Here is a 23,982-nt window from a genome sequence, read left to right on the forward strand (position 1 = left end):
GCCATTCCATGACCGACTCGTTGCTGACGCTGAACGCGGGTTCTTCGTCGATCAAAGTCGCATTGTTCGATGCGGCTGGTGACGGCGATGCCTCGTTGCCGGCGGCGCGTTGGTCGGGGCAGGCGGATGGACTCGGCGCGGGCCTGAAGGCGCGGCTGCATGTGCGCGATGCCCAGGGGCAGACGCTGCACGATGCGGCGCTCGATGGCGCGCAGGCTTCGCATCAAGGCGCGCTTGCGGCCTTGCTCGAATGGCATGCGCAGCAGGCCGATGGCCGGCGCATCGCGGCGGTCGGGCACCGCATCGTGCATGGTGGTGCGGACTTCGTTGCGCCGGTGCGCATCGATGCCTCGGTGCTCGATGCGCTCACCAAGCTTGAGCCATTGGCTCCGCTGCACCAGCCGCACAACCTTGCGGGCGTGCGCGCGGCGATGGCAGCGTTCGAAGGTGTGCCGCAGGTCGCGTGCTTCGACACGGCCTTTCATGCGGAGCAGCCCGAGGTCAACCGCCGCTTCGCGCTGCCACGTGCGCTGCATGACGCGGGCGTGCGACGCTACGGCTTTCACGGCCTTTCCTACGAATCGATCGTTGCGCAGTTCGCAGGCATCGCGCCCGAGCTGGCGCAGCGGCGCGTGATCGTCGCGCACCTCGGCAATGGTGCGTCAATGTGCGGCATCGCGCAGGGCCGCTCCGTCGCGACGACCATGACCTTCTCGCCGCTCGACGGGCTGACCATGGGCACGCGCTGCGGCCACATCGACGCGGCCGTCGTGCTGTACCTGATGCGCTCGCACGGCATGTCGGCCGACCGGGTCGAGGCGCTGCTGTTCCGCGAATCGGGCCTGCTCGGCATCTCGGGCGTGTCGAGCGACATGCGCGCGCTGGAGGCATCGGCCGAGCCTGCTGCGGCCGAGGCCATCGGGCATTTCGCCGAGCAGGTGGTGCAGCACATGGGCAGCCTCGCGGCCGCGCTGCGCGGTGTCGACGCCATCGTGTTCACCGGCGGCATCGGCGAGAACGCGGCCCCGCTGCGTGAGCGCATCCTCGAAGACTGCGAATGGTTGGGTGTGAACGTCGATGCGGCCGCTAATCGCAGCGGCGCCGCGCGGCTCACCACTGCCGAGAGTCCTGTCAGCGCGTGGGTGCTGCGCACTGACGAGGAGGCGGTCATTGCGCGCCACACGGCGAACGTGCTGCGCGCTGCTGGCTGAGGGCTTTCTAGCGCGCCGATGAAGCGCGCGGCACGCTGGCGCCGCAGTGGCGCAGGAAGTCGGCCGTCGCGCGGCCCAGCAGCTTGTCGCGGTGCATCACCGTTGCCAGCCGCCGTGTGCCCGCCGGCAGTCGCGTGCGCAGCTCGACCAGGTGGCCGTCTTCCAGCGCCTGCGCCACCGTGTAGCGCGACAGGCACGCCAGCCCGGTGCCCGAGGCCACCACACGCTTGATCGCCTCGGTGCTGCCCAGCTCGAAGCCCACGCGCACCTGCTCGAGGTTCTGGATCAGCCATGCGTCCGTTACCTGCCGTGTGCCCGAGCCATGCTCGCGCAGCACCCACGTGGCTTGCGACAGCTGCCTGTGCGTGGCGACACGGCCCGCCAGTGCATGGTTGGGCGCGGCGACGATCACCAGCTCGTCTTCGCGCCAGGCGCGCACCACGAGGTCGGGGTGCGTCTGCGGGCCTTCGATGAAGCCGACGTCCACGTCGAAGCCCGCGACCGCCTGGATCACGTCGTGCGTGTTCGCGATGTGCAGGTGCACCTGGCTCTGCGGATGCAGGTGCGTCCATTGCGACACCTTCTCGGGCAGCAGGTACTCGCCGATGGTGAAGCTGGCCGCCACGCGCAGCGGCGCCGCATGCTCGCCGCTGAACAGCGCCTCGACCTCGCCCGCCTGATCGAGCAGCGCCTGTGCCTTGGGCAGCAGCGCGCGGCCGTTCTCGTTGAGCACCAGCCGGCGCCCGAGCCGGTCGAAGAGCAAAACGCCCACTGAAGACTCCAGGTCGGCCAGCGCGCTGCTCGCGGCCGATTGCGAACGCGCGATGCGGTCGGCTGCGGCACGGGTGCTGCCTTCGCGCGCGGTGGCGACGAACACCTCCAGCTGCCGCAGGTTGAGGCGCAGGCGCTGGCTCGAAGCCTGACTCTGACTCTGAAGCTGATCTGTTTTTCCGGTCATGGTGAGCGATATTCTCTGCTTTTTCGTTTGATCGAGGCTGCATAACATCGCACGGACCCCGCCTGAAAACAAAGGACCGCCAGTGTTCAGCTTCCTGTCTCGCGAGCCGGTGCACGACCCGCTGGTCGCGCCCACGCCCACGGCCGACACCACGGTCAAGACCACCACCTGCTACATGTGCGCCTGCCGCTGCGGCATTCGCGTGCACCTGCGTGAAGGCGAAAAGGGTCCCGAGGTTCGCTACATCGACGGCAACCCGAACCATCCGCTGAACCAGGGCGTGATCTGCGCCAAGGGCTCGTCGGGAATCATGAAGCAGGTGTCGCCGGCACGTATCACGCAGCCGCTGCTGCGCAAGGCCGGCAGCGAGCGCGGAGCCGGCGAGTTCGAGCCCATCAGCTGGGAGCGCGCCTACGACATGCTCACCGAGCGGCTCGGCAAGATCCGCGCGACCGACCCGAAGAAGTTCGCGCTGTTCACGGGGCGCGACCAGATGCAGGCACTCACGGGCCTGTTCGCGCGGCAGTTCGGCACGCCCAACTACGCGGCGCACGGCGGCTTCTGCTCGGTCAACATGGCCGCGGGAATGATCTACACCATCGGCGGCAGCTTCTGGGAATTCGGTGGGCCCGACCTGGAGCGCGCCAAGCTGTTCGTGATGATCGGCACTGCCGAAGATCATCACAGCAATCCGATGAAGATCGCGATCAGCAAGTTCAAGCGGGCTGGCGGTCGCTTCATTTCGATCAATCCGGTGCGCACGGGCTATTCGGCGATTGCCGACGAGTGGATTCCGATCAAGCCGGGGACCGACGGCGCGCTGTTCATGGCGCTGCTGCATGAGCTGATAGCCAACGAGCTTGTGGACCACGCCTTCCTCAAGCGCTTTACCAACGCACCGCAGCTCGTGGTGCTCGACAACTGCGAGCGCGAAGGCTTGTTTGCCTTCGACCCTGAACGCGGCCCACCGGGCGACGGCCGTAACCCGCACAACAAGCTGGTGTGGGACAAGGCCAGCGGCACGGTGATGCCCGCGTATCCCGAAGGCATTGCCGACGGCTGCGATCCGGCGCTCGAAGGCCACTACACGCTGGCCGACGGTACGCGCGTCGCGCCTTCATTCCAGCTGCTGCGCGAGCGGGTAGCGAGCTGCACGCCCGAGTGGGCGCAGGCCATCACCGGCATCGACGCGGCGCGCATTCGCAAGCTGGCGCGCGAGATGGGCGAGACGGCGCTGCAGCAGGCCTTCGAGCTGCCCATTCCGTGGACCGATGCATGGGGCAAGCACCACGCCACCACGCAGGCGCGCCCCGTGGCCTTCCATGCGATGCGCGGGCTGGCGGCGCACTCCAACGGCTTCCAGACCGTGCGTGCGCTGGCCGTGCTGATGAGCGTGCTCGGCACCATCGACGCACCGGGCGGCTTCAGGCACAAGGCGCCGTATCCGCGTCACATCGTGCCGAACTACCGGGCCTTCAACGACCCTGGAATGATCCAGCCGAACACGCCGCTCAATGCGGCACCGCTGGGCTTTCCGGCCAGCCCGGAGGAGCTGGCGATCAACCCCGATGGTTCGCCGATCCGCATCGACCATGCGTTTTCGTGGGAGCACCCGTTGTCGGCGCATGGGCTGATGCACAACGTGATCACCAATGCGGCTAAGGGCGACCCGTACCGCATCGACACGCTGCTGATCTTCATGGCCAACATGGCGTGGAACTCCAGCATGAACACGATGGCGGTGCGCGAGATGCTCAACCGCAAGGACGAGAAGGGCGAGCACATGATTCCCTTCCTCGTGGTGTGCGACGCCTTCCAGAGCGAGACAGTGGCCTTTGCCGACCTGGTGCTGCCCGACACCACGTACCTCGAGCGCCATGACGTCATGGGCATGCTCGACCGGCCGATCTCCGAATTCGACGGGCCGGTGGACTCGGTGCGCGTGCCGGTGGTGCCACCGACGGGGGAGTGCAGGCCCTTCCAGGAAGTGCTGATCGAGCTGGCTTCGCGGCTGAAGTTTCCGGCTTTCACCACGCCGGAAGGCGGGCGCAAGTTCACGGGCTACCCCGACTTCGTCGTCAACTTCGAGCCGCAGCCGGGCATCGGCTTTCTCATGGGCTGGCGCGGCAAAGACGGCACCGAGCACCTGCGCGGCGCGCCCAATCCGAAGCAGTGGGAGGCGTACGCGCAGAACAATTGCGTGTTCCAGTACCACATGCCCGAGACCATGCACTACATGCGCAACTGGAACCGGGAATACCTGGACTTCGCAAAAGACAAGGGCTGGCGCCAGCGCAACGACCCGGTGCAGCTGGCGCTGTACTCCGACACGCTGCAGAGCTTTCGCCTTGCGGCGCAGGGCAAGAGCGCGGGGCGGCAGCCGCCCGATGCGCTGCGTGAGCGCATCGACAAATACTTCGACCCGCTGCCGTTCTGGTATGCGCCGCTCGAGGAGGCTGCGACCGATCTCGATGCGTACCCGCTCAATGCGCTCACGCAGCGGCCGATGGCGATGTACCACTCGTGGGACTCGCAGAACGCGTGGCTGCGGCAGATACACAGCCACAACTACCTGCACGTGAATCCGCTGACCGCGCAGGCCGCTGGCATCGCCGATGGCGGCTGGTGCTGGGTCGAGAGCCGCTGGGGCAAGGTGCGCTGCATGCTGCGCTACAGCGAGGCGGTGGAGCCTGGCACTGTGTGGACGTGGAATGCCATCGGCAAGGCGGACGGCGCATGGCAGCTGGCGCCTGGAGCGGACGAGGCGCGCAAGGGCTTTCTGCTGAACCACCTGATCAGCGAGGAGCTGCCCTGCGCCGGCACTGCGAGCGGGACCATCAGCAACTCCGACCCGATCACCGGGCAGGCCGGCTGGTACGACGTGCGCGTGCGCATACGGCCGGCCGAACCGGGCGAGCCCGAAGAGAGCTACCCGCAGATCGCGAGCATGCCGGCGGTGCCCGGGGTGCTGGGCAAGGCGGCGAGCGTGTTGACGTACTTTGCGGGGAGGGGGAGGAAATGATGCAGTGGTTGAAGGACCTGATGTCGTCGGCTCCGGTCTTGCCCCCTCTCCCGCAAGCGGGAGAGGGCTGGGGTGAGGGCGGCGGCGCTGGAACTGGAAGCCTTGCCGTCATGAAGGCCGCTGCACCCTCACCCCAACCCTCTCCCGCCAGCGGGAGAGGGAGCAACACGGTGCGTGCGGCACAGGGCGAGACACTCGCCAAGCAACTCGCCCTCGTCATCGACCTCAACGTCTGTGTCGGCTGCCACGCCTGCGTCACCTCGTGCAAGCAATGGAACACCTCCGGCAGCGCAGGCCCGCTCGCCGACGAGCGGCCCTATGCCGCCAACCCCACCGGCACCTTCTTCAACCGCGTGCAGACCTACGAGGCCGGCGCCTTCCCGGTCACTGAAACCATCCACTTCCCCAAGAGCTGCCTGCACTGCGAAGATCCGCCCTGCGTGCCCGTGTGCCCCACGGGCGCGAGCTACAAGCGCAAGGAAGACGGCATCGTGCTGGTCGACTACGACAAGTGCATCGGCTGCAAGTACTGCGCATGGGCCTGCCCCTACGGCGCACGCGAGCTCGACGAAGAGCGCCAGGTCATGACCAAGTGCACGCTGTGCGTGGACCGCATCTACGACGAGCAACTGCCGAAGGAAGACCGCAAGCCGGCCTGCGTGAAGGCCTGCCCCACGGGCGCGCGCATCTTCGGCGACGTGAAGGACCCGGACTCCGAAGTGTCGAAGGCCATCCGCGAGCGCGGTGGCTACCAACTGATGCCCGAGTGGGAGACCAGCCCGGCCAACCAGTACCTGCCGCGTCACATCACGCAAGCCCCGCAGGCAACGGACGCGCGGGAGTAGCCGGATGCATCCCGCGTTCTCGATTCTTTTCTTCACCACGCTGGCCGGCGCGGCTCAGGGGCTGGTCTTCACGCTCGCGCTTGCGGCGCTGTTCGGCCTTGCGCTGGCACCCGGCTTCCTGACGTTGGCGCTTGGTGTTGCCGAAGTGCTGCTCGTGGCCGGGCTTGCCGCATCGTTCATGCACCTGGGGCGCAAGACTCGTGCGTGGCGTGCAGTGCTGATGTGGCGCACTTCGTGGATGTCGCGCGAGGTGATCGTGCTGCCAGCCTTCATCGCGCTGGTGGGGCTGTGGTGGCTGTCGCTGATGCTGGGTATCGGCGCGCCGTGGTCGTGGCTGCTGCCCGTGCTGGTGCTGTGCGGGGCCGTCGCGCTCTGGTACTGCACCGCGATGATCTATGCCTGCCTGAGCTTCATCGAGGAATGGGCGCATCCGCTGACTATCGTCAACTTCACGCTGATCGGGTTGTCGTCGGGGCTGGTGCTGGCCTGTGCAATGGCGGCTTTGAGCGGTGAGGCGCGCTTCGTACAAGTCTTCGGGCCGTGTGCGCTGGTTGCCACGCTGGCAGCGTGGGCTGCGCGCGGGCAAGCGCTCCGGCGCAACGCGGGCATCCGCCACAAATCGACGCTGCAGTCCGCCACTGGCATCCGCACGCAGAAGCTGGTTCAGAAGTCGATGGGCATGTCGGCCGGGTCGTTCAACACGCGCGAGTTCTTTCATGGTGCATCGCTGGCTGCGCTGAAGAACATGAAGCTTGGGTTTCTGCTGCTGGCCTTCGTGTTGCCGGCGTTGCTTTTGGTGTGGGGCCTTGCGAGTGCCGCGGTGTTGCCGTGGTTGCTCGCGGTGCTGGTGCAGGCACCGGGCCTGCTTGCCGAGCGCTGGTTCTTCTTCGCGCAGGCGAAGCACCCGCAGAACCTGTACTACCAGGTGGTGTCTTAGCGAGCAACAGCGTGATCGCGCTCGGCTCGAGAAGGCAGGCCTGCTTACCTGCGTGATGGAAGCAGCGTCGACAGCGCATCTGCTTCCTTCTTCATGGCCAAGGCCAGAGCGGTGCCGGCCGCACCGGCCAACTTGTCAGACAGGCCAGTGGCGACAAGTGTGTGCGCTACCCGCCCGGAGGCATCGAGCAGCGGCACGGCAATCACCGTCACGCCGCTCATGTAGTAGCCGCGATCGATGCTGAAGCCGCGCTTGCGGACCTGCTCGACCTCGCGCTTCCAGGTGGCAAGATCGATTGGCTTGTCCCATCGCAGGGCCTTGAAACGCTTTTCGATCTGCGGCCACGTCTCGCTGCTGAAGGCCGCCACCAGGCGCCCCGTGGCACTGACCAGCGCAGGGAAACGACTGCCGACATCCACATGCAGGCGGAAGGGAGCGTTGGAGCGCGACAAGGCCAGCACGACCATCGGCTCCATGTCATGGGTTTCGACGCCGATCATCGTTACGTTCCACTCGTTGGCCAGAACGTCGAGTACTGGTTGTGCGAGGCTGGCGAAGCTGCTGCTTTCGATCGCGCTGCGGGCCAGGCTCAACATGCCGGTTCCCAGCGAGTAGCGCTTGGTGTCGCTGTCGATCTTGACCAGGTCTTCAACGATGAGTGCACGAAGAATATGCAGGCAGGTGCTGGGGACGAGTTCGAGTTCATCGGCAATGGCCTTGACGCCCATCGCATGCGCGGAGCGCCCGAGAAGTCGCAGGATCGCGATGGCCCGCGTGACGCCGGGCACCGGCCTGACACGCACGGGCTTGGTGGGCTTGGCGCCTGTTTTCGTTGGCTTCGAGGCGGAAGAGGAACTGGACTTCATGGGGCTTGCGATTGGCGGGCGCAAGCTTATCCCAGAAGGCGCGCGGCGAACCAGGCCAGCCCAGGTGTTCCCGATAGCGGAGAGAGGGTCGGTCAGCGCAGTCATGGTGTCCATCGGTCCTAGTCCGCCTTCATTCCCGACGTCTTGATGATCGGCTCCCACTTTCGGCGCTCGCTCTGCACGAACTCGGCCAGCTGCTGGCGCGTGCCGCCGCCCGGGTCGAAACCGTACTCCAGCAATTGCTGGCGGGTCTCGGGCTTCTTGAGAATCCGGTTCATTGCTTCGTTCAACACGTCCAGCGTGGCCGAAGGCGTGCCGTGTGGCGCGAAGAGCGCGTTCCATGCGATGACCTCGAATCCCGCATAGCCCTGTTCCGCCACCGGCTTGATGCCCGGGACGAGCGCGCTCGGCACCGCAGAGGTGACGGCCAGAGCGCGCACGTGGCCTGCCTGCAGCTGCGAGCGCAATGCAGTGGGGGTATCGATCAGCAGCGGCAACTGCCCGCCGAGCACATCGGTCATCGCACTGCCGGAGCCCTTGTACGGCACCTGGAAGATCTGGAGCCTGGAGCGCTCCTTGAGCAGTTCGATGACCAGGCGGGCGCTCGTGCTCGGTGTCGCGATGTCCGCGGAGCGAGGGTCGCTCTTGAGCGCACTCACCAGATCGCCGATGGATCGCATCGGCGACTTGACGTTCACAACCAGCACCATCGGAAAGCTGCCCGTCAGAACGATCGGTTCGAAGTCCTTCTCCGTCTTGATGCGCTGGCCGGCATAAAGGTACTGGTTGACCGCATGCGTGGCATTGGTCCCCATCGTGAGCGTGTAGCCGTCGGGCGGCGCGTCGGCGGCAAGCTCGGTGCCGAGATTGCCACCGGCGCCCGGCCGGTTGTCGACGATGACCGGTTGCCCCAGCTCTTTGGCCAGCAGATTGCCCAGATAGCGCGTGGCGATGTCCGTGCCTTGCCCGGCCTGGTAGGCCACGATGATCCGGATCGGCTTGGTGGGGTAGGTCTGTGCCGGCGCACCGTGCGAACAAAGAGCGATTGCGCAGCCCGTGGCGAGCAGTTTCCAAAGTCTCATTTTTGTCTCCTGTGAAGGCATCGTCGGTCCGGGCCTGACGCCCTTTTTCGGGTCTGTGTCACAGGCCTGGCCTCCGTTCGGAGTGTTGTGATTCGATGGCACACCACGGTCGGACGGGTTGAATCAAGTATCAAAGTCGCGGATGAAATTGTCAAAGAAGATGCAAATTTGTACTAAGACAAAATTAATTTTTGTACTTTCATGAGCGCCTGCGCGACCAGAACCTCCTGACCCGCAGCCTGCAGCTGGCCGCGCATGAACAGCAGGCTCGAGGTGCGGCGCACCAGCTGCGCTCGAGCTTCCACGAGCACGCCGGCTGCTACCGGCGCCAGAAATTGCGTGTCCAGCTGCACCGTCACGCAGGGCATGCGTGAGGCGGCCTCCCAGGCCACGGTGCTGATCGCGTGATCGGTCAAGGTGGCCAGAAGGCCACCGTGCACGACACCCGCCGGGTTCAGATGAGCGTCGGTCGACCAGACGGCGTAGACCCAGCTCGTGCCTTCGCGCCTGGTCCACAGCGGTCCGGCGGTCGACATGAAGGCACCGGCTGTGCGGATGCGACGCCAGCCTGCAGCGGCAAGGTTCTCGAATGGATCGATGGGTTCTTCCATGGCATGAGAGGTGTTCGTTGGAGGATGTCGAAGGTCTTCTTTCTACCGCAACTGAATTCGTGGGTTTGTCTATATACAAAACAGAGTCGTATTTGACAATGAAACATCGTGAGTCGCATAGTTCAGGCATCGCAAGAGGACCTGAACTGATGACCCACCTGACCGACTACACCTCCTTCTCAGACGCACAGTCGCATTGCTCGACGGAGACGCTCTGGGCGCTTTTCGACGGCGACCGGCAGTCGTTCAACATCGCCTACGAGTGCGTCGACCGCCATGCGAGCGAAGGAAAGGTGGCCATCGTGGTGGCGTATGCGAATGGCAGCGAAGAGGTCATCACGTTCAAGGCGCTGTCGCGCCTGTCGAATCGCTTCGCCAATCTGCTGGTGGCGCGTGGCGTCCAGCCCGGCGATCGCGTCGCGGTCATGCTCGAGCCCTCGCTGGCCTTCTACGTGGCGATCTTCGGCGCGATCAAGACGGGCGCGATCGCCGTGCCGCTCTTTACGCTCTTTGGCCCGGACGGCATTCGCCTGCGCGTGGAAGACTGCAAGCCGAAAATTCTCGTGACCAATGCCGAGAAGGCGCCGGTGTCCCAAGGCATCGACGGTGTCGAGGTGCTCGTGGCCGATGGCGGCTTCGTGCAGAGCCTGAGTGCGTTCCCCGACACCTTCGAGGTTCGGACAACGGCCGAGGACTACGCGATATTCCAGTACACGTCCGGCACCACCCGCGAATTGCCGGCGGCCGTCAAGCACAAGCAGCGCGCACTCGTCACGTTGATGCTGGCGGCGCTCTACGGCACCGGCGTCCGGCCCGGTGACCGCTTTTTTTGCCCGTCGTCTCCCGCATGGGGGCATGGGCTCTGGCACGGCACGCTGGCGCCGCTGGCGCTCGGGGTGACCATCGGCGCCTACTCCGGAAAGTTCGATGCGGCACGGCTGCTCAAGGCCCTGCAACACGGCCGCTTCAACAACATTTCGGCCGCGGCAACGCACTTCCGGATGATGCGCAACTCAGGTGCCGCGGACAAATACAAGTACTACCTGGAAAAGGTTTCCTTCACCGGCGAGCCGATGGACAGCGAAACAGAAGATTTCGTCCGCGCCACTTTCGGGCGGCCCGTGTGCAGCATGTACGGCACCACCGAGATCGGCGTGATTCTCGTGAACTACCCCGGCGCTGCGGATTTCAAGGTGAAGCCCGGTTCGCTCGGCAAGCCCATCCCCGGAGGGCGGGTCGATGTTCAGGACCCGGAAGGCAAGACATGTGCACCGGGTGTCGTGGGCGAACTCAAGATCTGGCGCAACGACGCCTGGGTGCCCACCAAGGACCTGGGCAAGGTCGACCAGGACGGCTACTTCTTTCACGCTGGCCGGGCCGACGACGTGATCATCTCCGCGGGCTGGACCATGAGCGCGGTGGAGATCGAAGACGCGGTGCTCAAACACCCCGACGTGCGCGAGGCCGCTGCGATTGGCGTAGCCGACGAACTCCGGGGCCAGGTGGTGAAGGCCTTTGTCGTCACGGAGCGCGAGGGCAGTGATGCCTTCACCAAGGAAATCCAGGACCTCGTGCGCAGCCGACTGAGCCAGCACGAGTATCCGCGCCACGTGGTCTTCGTGTCGGACCTTCCCAAGACACCCGCCGGCAAGGTGCATCGCAAGGTCCTGCGAGACCGCGAGCGGCAGCCCGCGAGCGTCTGACCCCTTTATTCCCCAACCCTCTCATCTACAACCACCAGGAGACCAACGATGTCTGTGCAAAGCGAAAGAACCTTCCCGAAGATCACCGAGCGCGGCCTGGACGAATTGCGCGAGCGCATCGGCCAGAAGATCGAAAACACCCAGGAGCCATGGTGCTACGAAGCCACGCGCGACAACATTCGCCATTACGCACACGGCATCGGAGACGACAACCCGCTCTGGTGCGATCCGGCCTATGCCGCAAAGACGAGGTACGGCAGCGTCGTGGCACTTCCGAGCTTCCTGTTCTCGACCAGCCGGATCGTGTCGGGCTATGTGGGTGGCCTGCCGGGTGTGCATGCGATGTGGTCGGGCGCCGACTGGACCTGGCACAAGCCCGTACTGCGCAATGATGAGATCCGCACCGAGGCCTACCTCAAGGACCTGGTCGAGCACCAGACGCGTTTCGCGGGCCGCGCGGTCCAGCAGATCTATCACGTCGACTTCTACAACCAGAAGGGCGACAAGGTGTCCGAGGCCGACAGCTGGTGCTTCCGCACCGAGCGCGATCATGCCCGGGAGCAGGGCACGAAGTACAAGGAAGTGCGCGCACGCACGCCCCGGCAGTACTCGCCCGAGGAGATCCAGGAGGCCTTCAAGCTCTATCGCAACGAGGAAGTGCGCGGCGCGACCCCGCGCTACTGGGAAGACGTGGTCGAAGGCGAGGCGCTGCCTGTGATGTTCAAGGGCCCGATGACCGTGACCGGCTTCATCGCCTATGCGCAGGGCTGGGGCGGCCTTTATATCCGTGCCAACAAGATGGCCTGGAAGCTGATCGACGCGCATCCCGGCGTGGGCATTACCAACCGCTTCGGCATTCCCGACGTGCCCGAGCGCGTGCATTGGGAAGAAGACTTCGCGCTTGAAGTGGGCGCGCCAGGCGCCTACGACTACGGCCCGGAGCGCACTTCCTGGCTCACGCATCACCTGACGAACTGGATGGGCGACGACGGCTTCCTGCGGAAGGCCAGCTGCAAGATCCGCCGCCACAACCCCGAGGGCGACATGCTGTTCATCAAGGGGCATGTGAAGCGCAAGTACGTCGAGGACGGCAAGCATCTGGTCGAGATCGAGCAGGAGGCGCGCAACCAGGACGATGAGCTCTCCGTGCTCGGTTCCGGCGTGGTTGAATTGCCCAGCCGCGGCTAGTATTTGCGGCCGGAAACAAAAAAAGGCCAACAAGGAAGACAAACGATGCGTGGTGCGCTCAGCGGCATTCGGGTAGTGGATCTGTCGCGCGTGCTGGCGGGGCCGATGTGCTCGCAAATGCTCGCGGATCACGGCGCGCATGTGATCAAGGTGGAGCCGCCCGGTGGTGACGACACCCGCACGCTCGGGCCGCCCTTCGACCGGCACGGTGACGCGTCCTACTTCGGCGCGATAAACCGGGGCAAGCAGTGCATCAGCATCGATCTTTCGAAGCCGCCGGGACGGCGGATCCTCGAACGGTTGCTCGAGGAGGCCGACGTCCTGATCGAGAACTTTCTGCCCGGTACGCTGGAAAAATGGGGAATTTCTTACGAAGGGTGGATCAAGGAGCGCTTCCCGCGCCTCATCCACTGCAGCATCAGCGGCTTTGGCGCAGACGGCCCGCTGGGTGGGCTGCCCGGCTATGACGCGGTGCTGCAGGCGCTGTGCGGACTCATGAGCGTCAATGGCGAACAGGCGAGTGGCCCGACACGGATCGGCGTGCCCATCGTCGACCACCTCACCGCCTACACCGCGCTGTCGGGCATCCTGCTTGCGCTGCAAGGCCGCAACGTCTCGGGCCAAGGGCAGCACGTGGAGGCTACGCTGTTCGATGCGGCGCTGAGCCTGCTGGTCCCGCATGCGGCCAACTACTTTCAATCGCATCAGGAGCCGGGTCTGCTCGGCAGCGCCCATCCCAACATTGCGCCCTACGACCGCTTCACGTGCGGCGACGGCGAGATCTTTCTCGGGATCATGAACCGTGGCCAGTTCGAGCGCTTCTGCGGTGTGGTCGAACGACCTGACCTTGCGGTGGACGAACGCTTCGCCGACAACGCTGGGCGTCTGCAGCATCGGGATGCCCTTCGGGTCGAGATCGAACACGCCATCTGCCACCGCGCGCGCAAGATGCTGTGCGATGCGTTGATGGCGGCGGGGGTGCCCGCGGCGCCGGTGCATTCGGTGTCGGAGGCCTTTGCCCAGCCTCACGCAAAGCATCGCGAGATGGTGGTCGCTCGCGATGACTACAAGGGAATCGGTCTTCCTGTCCGGTTGCACGGCACGCCAGGCTCGCCGGGCGCGAGTCCTCGGCCTTTCAATTCAGACGCCGTCTGCGTCCTGGAATCGCTCGGATTCACCGCGCTCGAGATCGAGCAACTGTTTGCCGACGGCGTCGTGCCCGCGCCGAACACGGCCATTCCCTTTGCTAGGCTTCGAAGTTCAACGTGAGCCCGGGCGTCGGCCAGTCATCGATGGCAATCAGCCTCCCGCTGCCCGAGAGCGTGACGTAGGCCGTGCGCCGGTCGCGCCCGCCGAAGCAGATGTTGGTGGTGTAGCGGTCGGGCAGCGGCACATGCTCGACGGTGCTGCCATCGGGCGACACGATGCTGATGCCGCCGTGCAGCAGCGTCGCCACGCAAAGGTTGCCAAGTGCGTCGACCGCCATCGAATCGAAGCGCTGGTAGTGCCCGCCCGGCGAGGCACAGAGCATGCGGCCGCCATGCGGCGAGGGCCAGCCGTCCTTGCGAACGCGGCCCGGCGCGGTGATGTCGAAGGCCCAGACGCGGGCGCCCTCGGTCTCGGCGTAGTAGAGCGTGTTGCCGTCCGGCGAAAGGGCGATGCCGTTGGGCGTCATCACCGGCCGTGCAATGGTGCCTGCGGCGGCGCCGTCGGTATGGCCGTAGAAGAGGCCACCGCGATCCATATCGCGCTCGCGCACCTTGCCCAGGTCGGTGAAGTAGAAGCCGCCTTGTGCGTCGAACACGATGTCGTTGGGGCCACACAGCGCGCCGCCTTCGACTGCGTCGTACAGGCGCTCGGCGCGGCCGGTGGCGAGGTTCACGCGTTCGATGCGGCCGCCCGAATAGTCTTCGGCCTGGCCGACCGGCCGCAAGCAGCCGTCGGCTTCTGTGTGCCACTTGAAGCCACCGTTGTTGCAGACATAGACCGCACCATCGGGCCCGATGGCCGCGCCGTTCGGCCCGCCGCCGAGGTCGGCAACCACTTGCACCAGTCCGTCAGCACGTACGCGGGTGAGCGTGCCACGCGCGATCTCGACCAGCAGCACCGAGCCATCGTCCATGGCGATCGGGCCTTCGGGAAACTGCAGGCCGGTGGCGAGTTCGCGAATGTGCATTGGAGGGCCTCGGTGATTGATCCTCTTACTTTTTCGGATTCTGCATGCGCGCGATGATCTTGGAAGTCTCGTTGCCTTCCTCTCGACCGTCCGCGTAGCGGCGCATGTAGTCGAACACCTTGGCCTGCGAGACCTTCACCATCTGGCCCGCGTGCAGGTTCGGCACCTCGACCGGCTCGTTCTTCAGCAGGCCTTCGATGACGTCGCCGTTCCAGCGCGCGACTTCGACCCACATCCATTCGTTGCTGCCGCTGCGCGTGGTGAACGGTGCCTTCACGAGGATGTATTCGCCGGGCTGCAGGCCCTTGGCGAAGGCGTCGCGCAGCTTGGGCAACTGCGCGTTGGCTGCCTTGCTGGCGGCGAGCAGTTCGTCGTTGTGCTTGAGCCGCGTGACGCTGTCTTCGTCAGCACCGAAGACCGAGACCAGCATGGCGGTCTGCTGCGCATAGCGGTCGGGGCCCTTGTAGCGATCGAAGCGGATCTCGTACAGCCGGTTCTGCGGATCGCCGCTTTCCCATGTGCCGTTGACCAACGAGAGCCTGGCCACCGCTGCGGCATTGGGCTTCAGGTGCGTGAGCTGCGGGTCGCGCGCGGCAGCGTGCTTGAGTGCGCGCAGGTCCAGGTCGTACTGGCCGGGCTGCGCCAGCGTGGCGCCTTCGACCATCGCCTGCGAGAACATGTTGACGAGGTTGCCCATCGGCCGGTTGCTCGACCACGAGAAATCGCTCACCACCACGTCGGGCAATCCGAACTTCGACATGCCGAGCGTGATGGCCCGCACGAGGTCGCCGCTGCGGTAGGCATGAATGGTCGTGTGCTGCGACATGTCGGGCACGCCGCCGGCCCAGGTGTCGATGCGGCGCTTCTGCCATTCATCGGGCGAAAAGACCTCGCGCGTTTCCTCGTCCCACAGCAGGCCGTTGGTGTCGCGCGCCACCTGCAGTGTGAGCTGCAGGGCTTTCTGCATGGCGGCCGAAGACTGCTGCGCCGGGTGCGCGAAATCGATGATGAGTGCCTTGTCCGCGGTCTGCAGGGCTTCGGCCTGCTCGCGCGAGATGCCGCGGCCGAAGCGCTGCAGCATCTCCATGCTCGGCGCGCGGTACTCCTTGAGCACCGTGGTGGTGTTCCAGTTCGCGAAGACCACGGGCTCGGTGGCCGTCGCTGGCGTGGGTGCCGCCTTCAGCAGCTTCGGGCCGCCGCCGAGCTTGGCGAGCCGGCTGCGCAACGCGGCCATCGGGTCGGTAGCCGGGGCCTTGGCGTAGTAGATGGCGAACTGGAAGTGGACCGGGCCGGCCTGCTGCGGCGAGCCTGCAGGCACTGGAGCGCCTGGTACGGCCTTGGCTGCGCTTTGCGCAGTCGCTGGCGCCGCAGTCGGCGTGGCCGCGAAGGCGACGGCACCGGCAGAAGAAAGAACCAGCGCGGCGAGCGCGAGGCGGGGGAAGAAGGCGGTCGTCTTTGGTGAGGGCATGGTCAGGACGTCTTCGTTGCTGCGGATGCCGGCATTCTCCACACGGCCCGGCCTCAGCTTCGCCGGCCCCCCGTCGCGCGAGGCTTGCCCGGCGTGCCGGGCAGCAGGTGGTCGAGCGGCAGCGCCGTTTCCGACTTGATCTCGCGCAGCACGATGCTCGAACGCACATGCGTCACGCCGGGCAGGCTGAACAGCACCTCGTGCAGGAAGCGCTCGTAGTGCTTCATGTCCGGCACGGTCACGTTCAGGATGTAGTCAGCGGGCCCGGTGGCCGACACGCAGCGAATGATCTGCGGGCTCGCGGCCACGGCCTCTTCGAAGCGCTGCACCATCGCCTCGCTGTGGCGGTCGAGGTTCACCTCGGCCACGGCAGACACGTGCAGGCCCACCAGTTCGGGGTCGACCAGCGCCGTGTAGCCGCGGATGACGCCGGCCGTTTCCATGTCTTTTATGCGCTTCCAGCAGGGCGTGGGCGACAGGCCGATGGTGTCTGAAATCTGCTGCACCGTCTGGCGGCCATCGTGCTGCAGTGCAGAAAGGATCTTGAGGCAATGCTCGTCAAGGGAAAGAGAATCGACGTTCATGGCAAATTCCGAGAAGATTATTCTTCAAACAAGGGTCTGCGCCAGTGTATTGAAGAAGCACTTCCCTGGTGTGTCGCAGAACAATTCCGGGCATGAACGCCCCACATGACACAGCCGCACTCAGACGGCCCGGCTACCAGCTCTCCGACAACCTCTGGGCCCCTTCGGGCTCGGTCTTCATCACCGGCACGCAGGCGCTGATCCGCGTGCTGGTGATGCAGGGCCGGCGCGACGCGCAACGGGGCCTGCACACGCAGGGCTTCGTCAGCGGCTACCGCGGCTCGCCGCTGGGCATGGTCGACCAGGCCATCTGGAAGGCCGGCGAGCGCTTCAAGGAAACGGGCATCCGCTTTGTGCCGGCCGTCAACGAAGAGCTGGCGGCCACGCAGGTGCTGGGCACGCAGCGTGTCGAGTCTGATCCGGAGCGCACCGTCGAAGGCGTGTTTGCCATGTGGTACGGCAAAGGGCCGGGCGTGGACCGCGCGGGCGATGCGCTCAAGCATGGCAATGCGTATGGCTCGTCGCCGCACGGCGGCGTGCTGGTGGTGGCGGGCGACGACCACGGCTGCGTGTCGTCGTCGATGCCGCACCAGAGCGACCATGCCTTCATGGCCTGGCGCATGCCGGTGATGCAGCCCTCGTGCGTGGCCGAGTACCTGGAGTTCGGCCTGTACGGCTACGAGCTGTCGCGCTACTCGGGTGCCTGGGTCGGCATGGCGGCGCTGTCTGAAGTGGTCGAAAGCGCCGGCACCGTGGACCTGGACGTGATCAACGAGCGCGTCGAGGCCTGGGAAGACGCCGACACCGTGAGCGCCGCCACCGGCCACCGCGCGCCGCCGGACGGCCTGCATTACCGCTGGCCCGACCTGCCGTCGCTGCGCATCGAAGCGCGGCTCGAAGACAAGCTCGCGGCCGTGGCTGCTTTCACCAAGCGCAACAGTATCGACCGCGATGTGATCGTGAGCCCGCACGCGAAGGTGGGCATCGTCACCTGCGGCAAGGCGCATCACGACCTGATGGAAGTGCTGCGCCGGCTCGAACTCTCGCCGGAGCAACTGGCCCGCGCCGGTGTGCGGCTCTACAAGATCGGCTTGAGCTTTCCGGTCGAGCAGACACGCATCAAGGCTTTTGCGCAGGGGCTCGAAGAGATTCTCATCGTCGAGGAGAAGGGCGCAGTAGTCGAAACGCAGCTGCGTGACATCTTCTACAACGCGCCAGCGGATGCGCGGCCTGTGCTCGTGGGCAAGCACGATCGAGACGGCCAGCCGCTGGTGTCGGCGCTCGGCGAGCTGCGCCCATCGCGGCTCATCGAGCTGGTTGCGCACTGGCTGGCCGTGCACTTTCCCGACAACCACGACCTGGGCGACCACCTGCAGCACGTGCGCGACTTCACGCCGCCCGAGCTGCTCGGCAACGCAAGCGATGCGGTCAAGCGCGTGCCGTATTTCTGCGCGGGCTGCCCGCACAACACCAGCACCAAGGTGCCGGAGGGTTCGACGGCGCGTGCCGGCATCGGCTGCCACTTCATGGCCAACTGGATGGACCGCAGCACGGCAGGGCTGATCCAGATGGGCGGGGAGGGCGTCGACTGGATCTCGCACGCGATGTTCACGAAGACGCCGCACGTGTTCCAGAACCTGGGCGACGGCACGTACTACCACTCGGGCTACCTCGCGATCCGGCAGGCCGTGGCGGCCAAGGCAACGCTCACCTACAAGATCCTGTTCAACGACGCGGTGGCGATGACTGGCGGGCAGCCGGTCGATGGCGTCATCAGCGTGGATGCCATCGCGCGGCAGGTCGAATCGGAAGGGGTGCGCAAGGTCGTCGTCGTCAGTGACGAAATCGGCAAGTACGACGACATCAAGGACCGCTTTCCGAAGGGCACCGAGTTTCACGATCGCGCTGCGCTTGACGACGTGCAGCGCCGCCTGCGCGAGATGCCGGGCGTGACGGTGCTCATCTACGAACAGACCTGCGCGGCCGAGAAGCGCCGCCGCCGCAAGAAGGGCGAACTGGCCGACCCGCCCAAGCGCCTGTTCATCAACGAGGCGGTGTGCGAAGGCTGCGGCGACTGCACCGTGCAAAGCAACTGCGTGGCCGTGCTGCCGCACGAGACGTCGATGGGCCGCAAGCGCAAGATCGATCAGACCAGCTGCAACAAGGATTATTCCTGCGCCAAGGGCTTCTGCCCCAGCTTCGTGGGCGTGACGGGCGGCAAACTGCGCCGCAAGAGCGGCGCGCTGGCGGCCGGGCGCGATGCTTTCCTGCATCGGGTGGCCGCATTGCCGCATCCGGCGGAGCATGTGTGGACCGGCCCCTACGACCTGCTCGTGACCGGCGTGGGCGGGACCGGCGTGGTAACGGTCGGCGCGGTGATCGCCATGGCGGCGCACCTGGAAGCGAAGGCCGCGAGCGTGCTCGACTTCATGGGCTTCGCGCAGAAGGGCGGCTCGGTACTGAGCTTCGTGCGGCTGGCCGATTCGCGCGAGCGGCTCCATCAGGTGCGCATCGACACGCAACAGGCGGATGCGATCCTGGCCTGCGACGTGGTCGTGGGTGCGTCGGCCGATGCGCTGCAGACCGTGCGGCACGGGCGCACGCGCGTGCTGGCAAACATCCACGAGATTCCGGTGGCCGAGTCGTTGCGCAACCCTGATGCGGATCTGCATGTGGATCTGCTGCTGGAGAAGATGCGCTTCGTCGCTGGCGAAGAGCAGGTCGAGACCTTCGATGCGCAAAGCCTGGCGGAAGAGTTCCTGGGCGACACGCTGGCGGCGAACATCGTCGCAACCGGTTACGCATGGCAGCGCGGACTGGTGCCGCTGAGCCTGGAGGCGCTGATGCATGCGATCGAGCTGAACGGCGTGGCGGTGGCGGCCAATCAGTCGGCGTTCTCGCTGGGGCGGCTTGCTGCGGGTGACCCTGCGGCGTTGGATCAGTTGCGCGCTGCGCCTGTCGATGCGCATGCATCAACGACCGACGAGCGCCCGCTCGAGACGCTGCTCGCCGATGCACGCCGCCATCTGACCGGCTATCAGAACGCCGCATGGGCGGCACGCTTCGAGGCACGCATCCGCAGCCTGCAGGCACACGAGGCGGCACTGCCCGGTGGCGATGCGAGCCTGCCATTCACGCGCAATGCTGCGCGCAGCCTGCTCAAGCTCATGAGCTACAAGGACGAGTACGAGGTGGCGCGCCTGTACACAGACGGCGCATTCATGCAGAAGCTGAAGGAGCAGTTCGAAGGCGAGTTGAAGCTCGAATTCCACATGGCGCCGCCGCTGGTTTCTCGCGGTGCGCACGGGCAGGCGCCCGCCAAGATCCGCATCGGCGGCTGGATGCTGTCAGCGATGCGCTGGTTGGCGCTTGGCAAGCGATTGCGCGGCACGGCTTTCGATCCGTTCGGGCGCACTGGCGAGCGGCGCGCAGAGCGTGAGTTGATCGTGCATTTCGATGGCCTGCTCGAAGCCATGGCTGGCGAGCTGTCGGCCGGCAACCAGGCAACGGCCGCGCGCATTGCTGCGTTGCCGCTGTCGATTCGTGGCTTTGGCCACGTCAAGCTCGCGAACCTCGAAGCCGCGAAGCTGCGGGAGGCTGAGTTGCTGCACCGGTTTGCACCGGCGCGCTATCCGAAGCCGGAGCGTGCTGTGGAGGCGGGGCAGATCCGGGGGATTGCGATCGTGGCCGGTGCGCGCTGACCCTGGCTGCTCAGCCGACCGCCTTGATGAGCTTGTCGCGTCCTGCCTTCGCCAGCATGGACGCGACGGCGCAAGAGGCGAGTCGTGCGGGTTCGGAGTCGGCGCGGCTCGTGAGGATCACCGGCACCTTGGTGCCCAGCACGATGCCCGCTGCATAGGCGCCACCGAGAAAAGTGAGGCTCTTGGCGAGCATGTTGCCCGCGTCAAGGTCGGGCACGATGAGCACATTGGCGCGGCCCGCTACTGGCGACGTGATGCCCTTGATGCGCGCGGCCTCGGCGTCGATGGCGTTGTCCATCGCGAGCGGACCGTCGAGCACCGCGCCGGTGATCTGGCCGCGGTCGGCCATCTTGCACAGCACTGCGGCATCGAGCGTTGACGGCACTTTCGGGTTGACGGTTTCAGTTGCCGAGAGAACGGCCACGCGCACCGCCGGCATCTGCAGCGCATGCGCGAGATCGATGGCGTTCTGCACGATGTCGACCTTCTCTTCGAGCGTGGGCGCGATGTTGATGGCCGCGTCCGAAATGATCAGCGGCTGCGCGTGGCCGGGTATGTCCATCACGAAGCAATGACTGATTCGGCGCGAGGTGCGCAGGCCGCCTTCGCGGCGCACGACCGCGCCCATCAGTTCGTCGGTGTGAAGGCTGCCCTTCATCAATGCATCGACCTCGCCGCGCAGTGCCATCGCGACGGCGGCATCGGCTGCGGCGTGGCTGTGCGGTGCATCGACGATGGCGATGCCAGAGATGTCGGCGCCTATCGCGCGCGCCGCGGCTTCGATCTTTGTGCGCGGGCCGACCAGCGTAGGAGCGATGAGGCCCAGTGCCGCAGAGGAGAGTGCTGCTTCGAGCGACACAGCGTTGGCGGGGTGGACCACTGCAACGCGCAACGGAGGCAGGTTGCGCGCGGCTGCAATCAGGCGGTCGTAGTGCGGATGGGCTGCGAGGGTCGAAGACGCCATGCGGGCTCCTGGAGGTGAAGGGGAGGGGGTGCGTTGCCGCAACGGTACTTGAAAAAAAGTTGATCGAGGTAGTTGACGATTGTGTAAAGACTATTTACATTCCAAACCCAGTCAACGCCAACAGGACACACATCGTGAAAGCCGCACAGATCCGCATCTACAGCACTTGCCCCGCATCGGGCAATGTGTTCGTGCGCGTCGCATCGCATGCCGGCCTCAGCTTTGGTCTGCTGCCGTCGTTGCAGCAGCTCGATCAGTCCCCGTATTCCATGCAGAAGCCTCAGACCAATCTGTGGGCGTGCGATGACGAGGATCAGGTGCAACCGGGTGGAGGAAGCGCATAGGCGCAGACCTCCCAAGCTCTCTCGAAAAGAGGCCCGGACACCGCAAGGTTCCGGGCCTCTTTGTTTTTCGCTTCACTCATTTCTCAAGCAGCGATCGTGCTGCATGACACCGGGCTTCGGCCTCGTGAACGCTCTTTAAAAATTCGCAAGCACCGAGGCAAGACCGGCCATTGGAACGGATCGTCGCCTCACATCATTTTTCATTCAGCCCTGGTGACGCAATTGGTAGACGTGTCCGCCTTAGAAGCGGAATTCTGGGAGTTCGAGTCTCCCCTGGGGCACCAAATTTTCTCTGGGTGTAGTGTCAATCTGGTAGACGGCCTGCCTTGGAAGCAGGAGGCTGCAGGTTCAAATCCTGCCACTCAGACCATCTCTTTTTTTCCACGCGTGTGTAGCTCAACTGGCAGAGCACTGGACTCCAAACCCAACGGTTGAAGGTTCGACTCCTTCCGCGCGCGCCATCCCTTACCGGCCCTTCGCCTAGTGGTCCAAGGCACCGGGTTTTGATCCCGGCATCCAAGGTTCGAATCCTTGAGGGTCTGCCAGCTCTTCTTTCTCTTTCGTTCCGCTAACTCAGTGGCCAGAGTGCCTCCCTGTCCAGGAGGAAGCCAGGGGTTCGACTCCCCTGCGGAACGCCATATATTCCGGCGCGATAGCAAAGTGGCTATGCAACGGATTGCAAATCCGTCCACCCCGGTTCGACTCCGGGTCGCGCCTCCATTCATCCTTCGATCCATCCACTTTTTCCCCGATAGCTCAGCTGGTAGTAGCAGCGCACTGTTAATGCGCGTGTCACACGTTCGATCCGTGTTCGGGGAGCCAAAAACCTGCCTATCTTTCGCATAGACGCCAGCGCCACACTCGAACGCAAAAATCCCAAAGGAGCAGCGAAGCATGAAACCCGAAGTCCAACCGAACAAGATCGTCGTGCTCTCGGGCTCGGGCGTGAGTGCCGAAAGCGGCCTGCCTACGTTCCGAGATGCCAAAGGCTTGTGGAACACCTACTCGTGGCAGGAGCTCGCAAGCCCTGAAGGCTGGCGAAAGCACCCCGAGGCGGTGCTGGCCTTCTACAACGAGCGGCGAGCGAAGGCGTGGCAGGCGCAGCCGAACGCCGCGCACCTTGCCATTGCGTCGCTCGAGTCGGCGTATGAAGTCGTGATCGTCACGCAGAACGTCGATGCACTGCACGAGCGTGCGGGTTCAAGCAACGTGCTGCACGTGCACGGGCAACTCGCGTATGCGCGCGGCACGTCGGAGCCTGAACCCAGGCGCTACCGCATCGACGGCGAACCCATTGCCATGGGCCAGTTGTGCGAGGACGGCACGCAACTGCGGCCTGACATCGTGTGGTTCGGCGAAGCGGTACAGCACTTCGACGAAGCTGAGTTGCATGTGGCCACCGCGGCGCGCGTGCTGGTGGTGGGCACATCGCTCACCGTCAACCCGGCAGCGTCGCTGGTGCGGTATGCGGATCGCTCTGCGCAGAAGGTGCTGGTTGCGCTCGACATGGAAGACGTGCCGCACGGATTCACCTTCCTGCAAGGCAAGGCCACCGACGTGGTGCCGGCCTTGGTGGCAAGGTGGCTTCACGAGGCGAGAGCCGGCACGTGATTGCTCCGCAGCGCTGCTCCAACCCAAGCCCGTCATCGTGTCGATGACGGGCTTTTTTATTGATCTTTCTTGTTCGAATCGATCAGCGCATCGTGCAGGCAGCGTCTGTAGTTCTTTCTCCGCATGCCGTTTGGCACTGGTCGTGCGCAGGTGCCTCGCTTAAGGTCCGTGCCTTGCGAATCCGATGTAGCGCGGACCGCCAACACCTCGCAGACCCTTTGGCTCATTGCATCTTCGAGAGATGAGGCGGTTTAAAACTTATTGTTTTGTTTCGGACGTTTTCTGAAGAAATAGACAAAAAAGATCCGTGCAACAGATCGATAAAGCAGGAAAAGTTTGTTAAAAATCGGGCCTTCCGTTGCGTACTTGTTTCGATTTGATCGAATGGAAAGTGGGCACGAATGGATTCGAAGGCGCGATGTAATGCGAAAGCGTTGCGCCTGAAAGATGGGGCGACCCCCGCTGTGTCACCAGCGCTGGCGCCATCCGGTTGCGATTCGCTGCCGTCCTCCTGCAAGTGGAGGGCGGCTGGTTCCACGGTGTCCTCGATGGGCACGCAATTTCTGAGGGAGTTGATCTCATGGCAGTAGACATGTTCATGCGCGTTGAAGGCGCAAACGGCGAATCGAAGGACTCGAACCACAAGGAGTGGACGGACATCAAGTCGTTTGCGTGGGGAGCAACGCAGCCTGGAAACATGGTCAGCGGCGG

At 65.0% G+C, this 23,982-nt stretch carries 19 protein-coding genes and 7 tRNA genes; 18 read left to right on the forward strand and 8 right to left on the reverse strand.

Going from position 1 to position 23,982, the window contains the following annotated elements:
• Positions 1-8 precede the first annotated feature (8 nt).
• Positions 9-1,211, forward strand: a complete 1,203-nt coding sequence (locus BLV60_RS31950) for an acetate/propionate family kinase (protein ID WP_093059500.1) — start codon at positions 9-11, stop codon at positions 1,209-1,211.
• Positions 1,212-1,218: 7 nt separating this feature from the next.
• On the opposite strand, the gene BLV60_RS31955 is transcribed toward BLV60_RS31950, so the two are convergent.
• Positions 1,219-2,169 carry a LysR family transcriptional regulator gene (locus BLV60_RS31955; protein WP_093059502.1) on the reverse strand — a complete coding sequence of 317 codons (951 nt, stop codon included), beginning with the start codon at positions 2,167-2,169 and terminating at the stop codon, positions 1,219-1,221.
• Between the two features lie 82 nt (positions 2,170-2,251).
• Between BLV60_RS31955 and BLV60_RS31960 the strand changes: the two genes are divergently transcribed.
• The 3 genes from BLV60_RS31960 (at position 2,252) to BLV60_RS31975 (ending at position 6,973) form a co-directional block, all read left to right on the forward strand.
• Positions 2,252-5,191, forward strand: a complete 2,940-nt coding sequence (locus BLV60_RS31960; protein WP_093059504.1) for a molybdopterin oxidoreductase family protein — start codon at positions 2,252-2,254, stop codon at positions 5,189-5,191.
• 110 nt (positions 5,192-5,301) lie between these two features.
• The gene (locus BLV60_RS31970; RefSeq protein WP_256329667.1) at positions 5,302-6,036 is read left to right on the forward strand and encodes a 4Fe-4S dicluster domain-containing protein; all 735 of its coding nucleotides are present in this window, start codon (positions 5,302-5,304) and stop codon (positions 6,034-6,036) included.
• Between the two features lie 4 nt (positions 6,037-6,040).
• Positions 6,041-6,973: a dimethyl sulfoxide reductase anchor subunit family protein gene (locus BLV60_RS31975; RefSeq protein WP_093059508.1), complete on the forward strand. Its 933-nt coding sequence runs from the start codon at positions 6,041-6,043 to the stop codon at positions 6,971-6,973.
• Between the two features lie 44 nt (positions 6,974-7,017).
• Here the strand turns inward: BLV60_RS31975 and BLV60_RS31980 are convergent, their stop codons facing one another.
• The 3 genes from BLV60_RS31980 to BLV60_RS31990 form a co-directional block, all read right to left on the reverse strand.
• Positions 7,018-7,953 carry an IclR family transcriptional regulator gene (locus BLV60_RS31980; protein WP_256329668.1) on the reverse strand — a complete coding sequence of 312 codons (936 nt, stop codon included), beginning with the start codon at positions 7,951-7,953 and terminating at the stop codon, positions 7,018-7,020.
• Positions 7,954-7,958: 5 nt separating this feature from the next.
• The gene (locus BLV60_RS31985; protein ID WP_093059512.1) at positions 7,959-8,921 is read right to left on the reverse strand and encodes a Bug family tripartite tricarboxylate transporter substrate binding protein; all 963 of its coding nucleotides are present in this window, start codon (positions 8,919-8,921) and stop codon (positions 7,959-7,961) included.
• A gap of 173 nt (positions 8,922-9,094) precedes the next feature.
• Positions 9,095-9,532 (reverse strand): PaaI family thioesterase, encoded by a 438-nt coding sequence (locus tag BLV60_RS31990; RefSeq protein ID WP_256329669.1) that lies wholly within the window; start codon positions 9,530-9,532, stop codon positions 9,095-9,097.
• 149 nt (positions 9,533-9,681) lie between these two features.
• Between BLV60_RS31990 and BLV60_RS31995 the strand changes: the two genes are divergently transcribed.
• The 3 genes from BLV60_RS31995 to BLV60_RS32005 are packed head-to-tail and all read left to right on the forward strand — an operon-like array spanning position 9,682 to position 13,692.
• Positions 9,682-11,235, forward strand: a complete 1,554-nt coding sequence (locus BLV60_RS31995; protein WP_093059514.1) for an acetate--CoA ligase — start codon at positions 9,682-9,684, stop codon at positions 11,233-11,235.
• A 48-nt stretch (positions 11,236-11,283) separates the two neighbouring features.
• Positions 11,284-12,423 (forward strand): FAS1-like dehydratase domain-containing protein, encoded by a 1,140-nt coding sequence (locus tag BLV60_RS32000; RefSeq protein ID WP_093059516.1) that lies wholly within the window; start codon positions 11,284-11,286, stop codon positions 12,421-12,423.
• Between the two features lie 45 nt (positions 12,424-12,468).
• On the forward strand, positions 12,469-13,692 hold the full coding sequence (locus BLV60_RS32005; protein WP_093059518.1) for a CaiB/BaiF CoA transferase family protein: 1,224 nt from the start codon (positions 12,469-12,471) through the stop codon (positions 13,690-13,692).
• Here the strand turns inward: BLV60_RS32005 and BLV60_RS32010 are convergent.
• Genes BLV60_RS32010 through BLV60_RS32020 form a run of 3 tightly spaced genes read right to left on the reverse strand, consistent with a single transcriptional unit; the run spans position 13,670 to position 16,651 of the window.
• On the reverse strand, positions 13,670-14,599 hold the full coding sequence (locus tag BLV60_RS32010; protein ID WP_093059520.1) for an SMP-30/gluconolactonase/LRE family protein: 930 nt from the start codon (positions 14,597-14,599) through the stop codon (positions 13,670-13,672). The two genes, BLV60_RS32005 and BLV60_RS32010, sit on opposite strands and share 23 nt — an antisense overlap.
• A 25-nt stretch (positions 14,600-14,624) precedes the next feature.
• The gene (locus BLV60_RS32015; RefSeq protein ID WP_143042666.1) at positions 14,625-16,067 is read right to left on the reverse strand and encodes a DUF2314 domain-containing protein; all 1,443 of its coding nucleotides are present in this window, start codon (positions 16,065-16,067) and stop codon (positions 14,625-14,627) included.
• A 53-nt stretch (positions 16,068-16,120) separates the two neighbouring features.
• Positions 16,121-16,651 carry an Lrp/AsnC family transcriptional regulator gene (locus BLV60_RS32020; RefSeq protein ID WP_093059524.1) on the reverse strand — a complete coding sequence of 177 codons (531 nt, stop codon included), beginning with the start codon at positions 16,649-16,651 and terminating at the stop codon, positions 16,121-16,123.
• Positions 16,652-16,743: 92 nt separating this feature from the next.
• Between BLV60_RS32020 and BLV60_RS32025 the strand changes: the two genes are divergently transcribed.
• Positions 16,744-20,352, forward strand: a complete 3,609-nt coding sequence (locus BLV60_RS32025) for an indolepyruvate ferredoxin oxidoreductase family protein (RefSeq protein WP_093059526.1) — start codon at positions 16,744-16,746, stop codon at positions 20,350-20,352.
• 10 nt (positions 20,353-20,362) lie between these two features.
• On the opposite strand, the gene BLV60_RS32030 is transcribed toward BLV60_RS32025, so the two are convergent.
• A complete protein-coding gene (locus BLV60_RS32030; RefSeq protein WP_093059528.1) occupies positions 20,363-21,316 on the reverse strand; it encodes a phosphate acetyltransferase in 954 nt (317 codons plus the stop codon).
• Positions 21,317-21,450: 134 nt separating this feature from the next.
• Here BLV60_RS32030 and BLV60_RS32035 point away from each other — a divergent pair, with 134 nt between their 5' ends.
• The 10 genes from BLV60_RS32035 to BLV60_RS32080 form a co-directional block, all read left to right on the forward strand.
• Positions 21,451-21,660: a hypothetical protein gene (locus tag BLV60_RS32035; RefSeq protein ID WP_093059530.1), complete on the forward strand. Its 210-nt coding sequence runs from the start codon at positions 21,451-21,453 to the stop codon at positions 21,658-21,660.
• Between the two features lie 207 nt (positions 21,661-21,867).
• Positions 21,868-21,944 (forward strand) — tRNA-Leu (locus tag BLV60_RS32040).
• Between the two features lie 8 nt (positions 21,945-21,952).
• Positions 21,953-22,030: transfer RNA gene (locus BLV60_RS32045), tRNA-Pro, on the forward strand.
• A gap of 15 nt (positions 22,031-22,045) precedes the next feature.
• Positions 22,046-22,121 (forward strand) — tRNA-Trp (locus tag BLV60_RS32050).
• An 8-nt stretch (positions 22,122-22,129) separates the two neighbouring features.
• Positions 22,130-22,205, forward strand: a tRNA-Gln gene (locus tag BLV60_RS32055).
• 17 nt (positions 22,206-22,222) lie between these two features.
• A tRNA-Asp gene (locus BLV60_RS32060) sits at positions 22,223-22,298 on the forward strand.
• A gap of 8 nt (positions 22,299-22,306) precedes the next feature.
• Positions 22,307-22,380 (forward strand) — tRNA-Cys (locus tag BLV60_RS32065).
• A 25-nt stretch (positions 22,381-22,405) separates the two neighbouring features.
• A tRNA-Asn gene (locus BLV60_RS32070) sits at positions 22,406-22,482 on the forward strand.
• 72 nt (positions 22,483-22,554) lie between these two features.
• Positions 22,555-23,271, forward strand: a complete 717-nt coding sequence (locus BLV60_RS32075) for an SIR2 family NAD-dependent protein deacylase (protein ID WP_093059532.1) — start codon at positions 22,555-22,557, stop codon at positions 23,269-23,271.
• 580 nt (positions 23,272-23,851) lie between these two features.
• Positions 23,852-23,982 (forward strand): type VI secretion system tube protein Hcp (locus tag BLV60_RS32080; RefSeq protein WP_143042660.1); only part of this gene is annotated, 131 nt, incomplete at its 3' end.

This window comes from Variovorax sp. YR634 (assembly GCF_900106655.1).
Classification (GTDB): domain Bacteria; phylum Pseudomonadota; class Gammaproteobacteria; order Burkholderiales; family Burkholderiaceae_C; genus Variovorax.

Bases quoted from the DNA above. Each gene is read 5' to 3' on its own strand.
- BLV60_RS31975 (WP_093059508.1), top strand. From the start codon at position 6,041: ATGCATCCCGCGTTCTCGATTCTTTTCTTCACCACGCTGGCCGGCGCG.
- BLV60_RS32005 (WP_093059518.1), top strand. From the start codon at position 12,469: ATGCGTGGTGCGCTCAGCGGCATTCGGGTAGTGGATCTGTCGCGCGTG.
- BLV60_RS31950 (WP_093059500.1), top strand. From the start codon at position 9: ATGACCGACTCGTTGCTGACGCTGAACGCGGGTTCTTCGTCGATCAAA.
- BLV60_RS32020 (WP_093059524.1), bottom strand. From the start codon at position 16,651: ATGAACGTCGATTCTCTTTCCCTTGACGAGCATTGCCTCAAGATCCTT.
- BLV60_RS31985 (WP_093059512.1), bottom strand. From the start codon at position 8,921: ATGAGACTTTGGAAACTGCTCGCCACGGGCTGCGCAATCGCTCTTTGT.
- BLV60_RS31970 (WP_256329667.1), top strand. From the start codon at position 5,302: ATGAAGGCCGCTGCACCCTCACCCCAACCCTCTCCCGCCAGCGGGAGA.
- BLV60_RS32025 (WP_093059526.1), top strand. From the start codon at position 16,744: ATGAACGCCCCACATGACACAGCCGCACTCAGACGGCCCGGCTACCAG.
- BLV60_RS32015 (WP_143042666.1), bottom strand. From the start codon at position 16,067: ATGCCCTCACCAAAGACGACCGCCTTCTTCCCCCGCCTCGCGCTCGCC.
- BLV60_RS31995 (WP_093059514.1), top strand. From the start codon at position 9,682: ATGACCCACCTGACCGACTACACCTCCTTCTCAGACGCACAGTCGCAT.
- BLV60_RS32010 (WP_093059520.1), bottom strand. From the start codon at position 14,599: ATGCACATTCGCGAACTCGCCACCGGCCTGCAGTTTCCCGAAGGCCCG.
- BLV60_RS31980 (WP_256329668.1), bottom strand. From the start codon at position 7,953: ATGGACACCATGACTGCGCTGACCGACCCTCTCTCCGCTATCGGGAAC.
- BLV60_RS32075 (WP_093059532.1), top strand. From the start codon at position 22,555: ATGAAACCCGAAGTCCAACCGAACAAGATCGTCGTGCTCTCGGGCTCG.
- BLV60_RS32000 (WP_093059516.1), top strand. From the start codon at position 11,284: ATGTCTGTGCAAAGCGAAAGAACCTTCCCGAAGATCACCGAGCGCGGC.
- BLV60_RS31955 (WP_093059502.1), bottom strand. From the start codon at position 2,169: ATGACCGGAAAAACAGATCAGCTTCAGAGTCAGAGTCAGGCTTCGAGC.
- BLV60_RS31990 (WP_256329669.1), bottom strand. From the start codon at position 9,532: ATGGAAGAACCCATCGATCCATTCGAGAACCTTGCCGCTGCAGGCTGG.
- BLV60_RS32030 (WP_093059528.1), bottom strand. From the start codon at position 21,316: ATGGCGTCTTCGACCCTCGCAGCCCATCCGCACTACGACCGCCTGATT.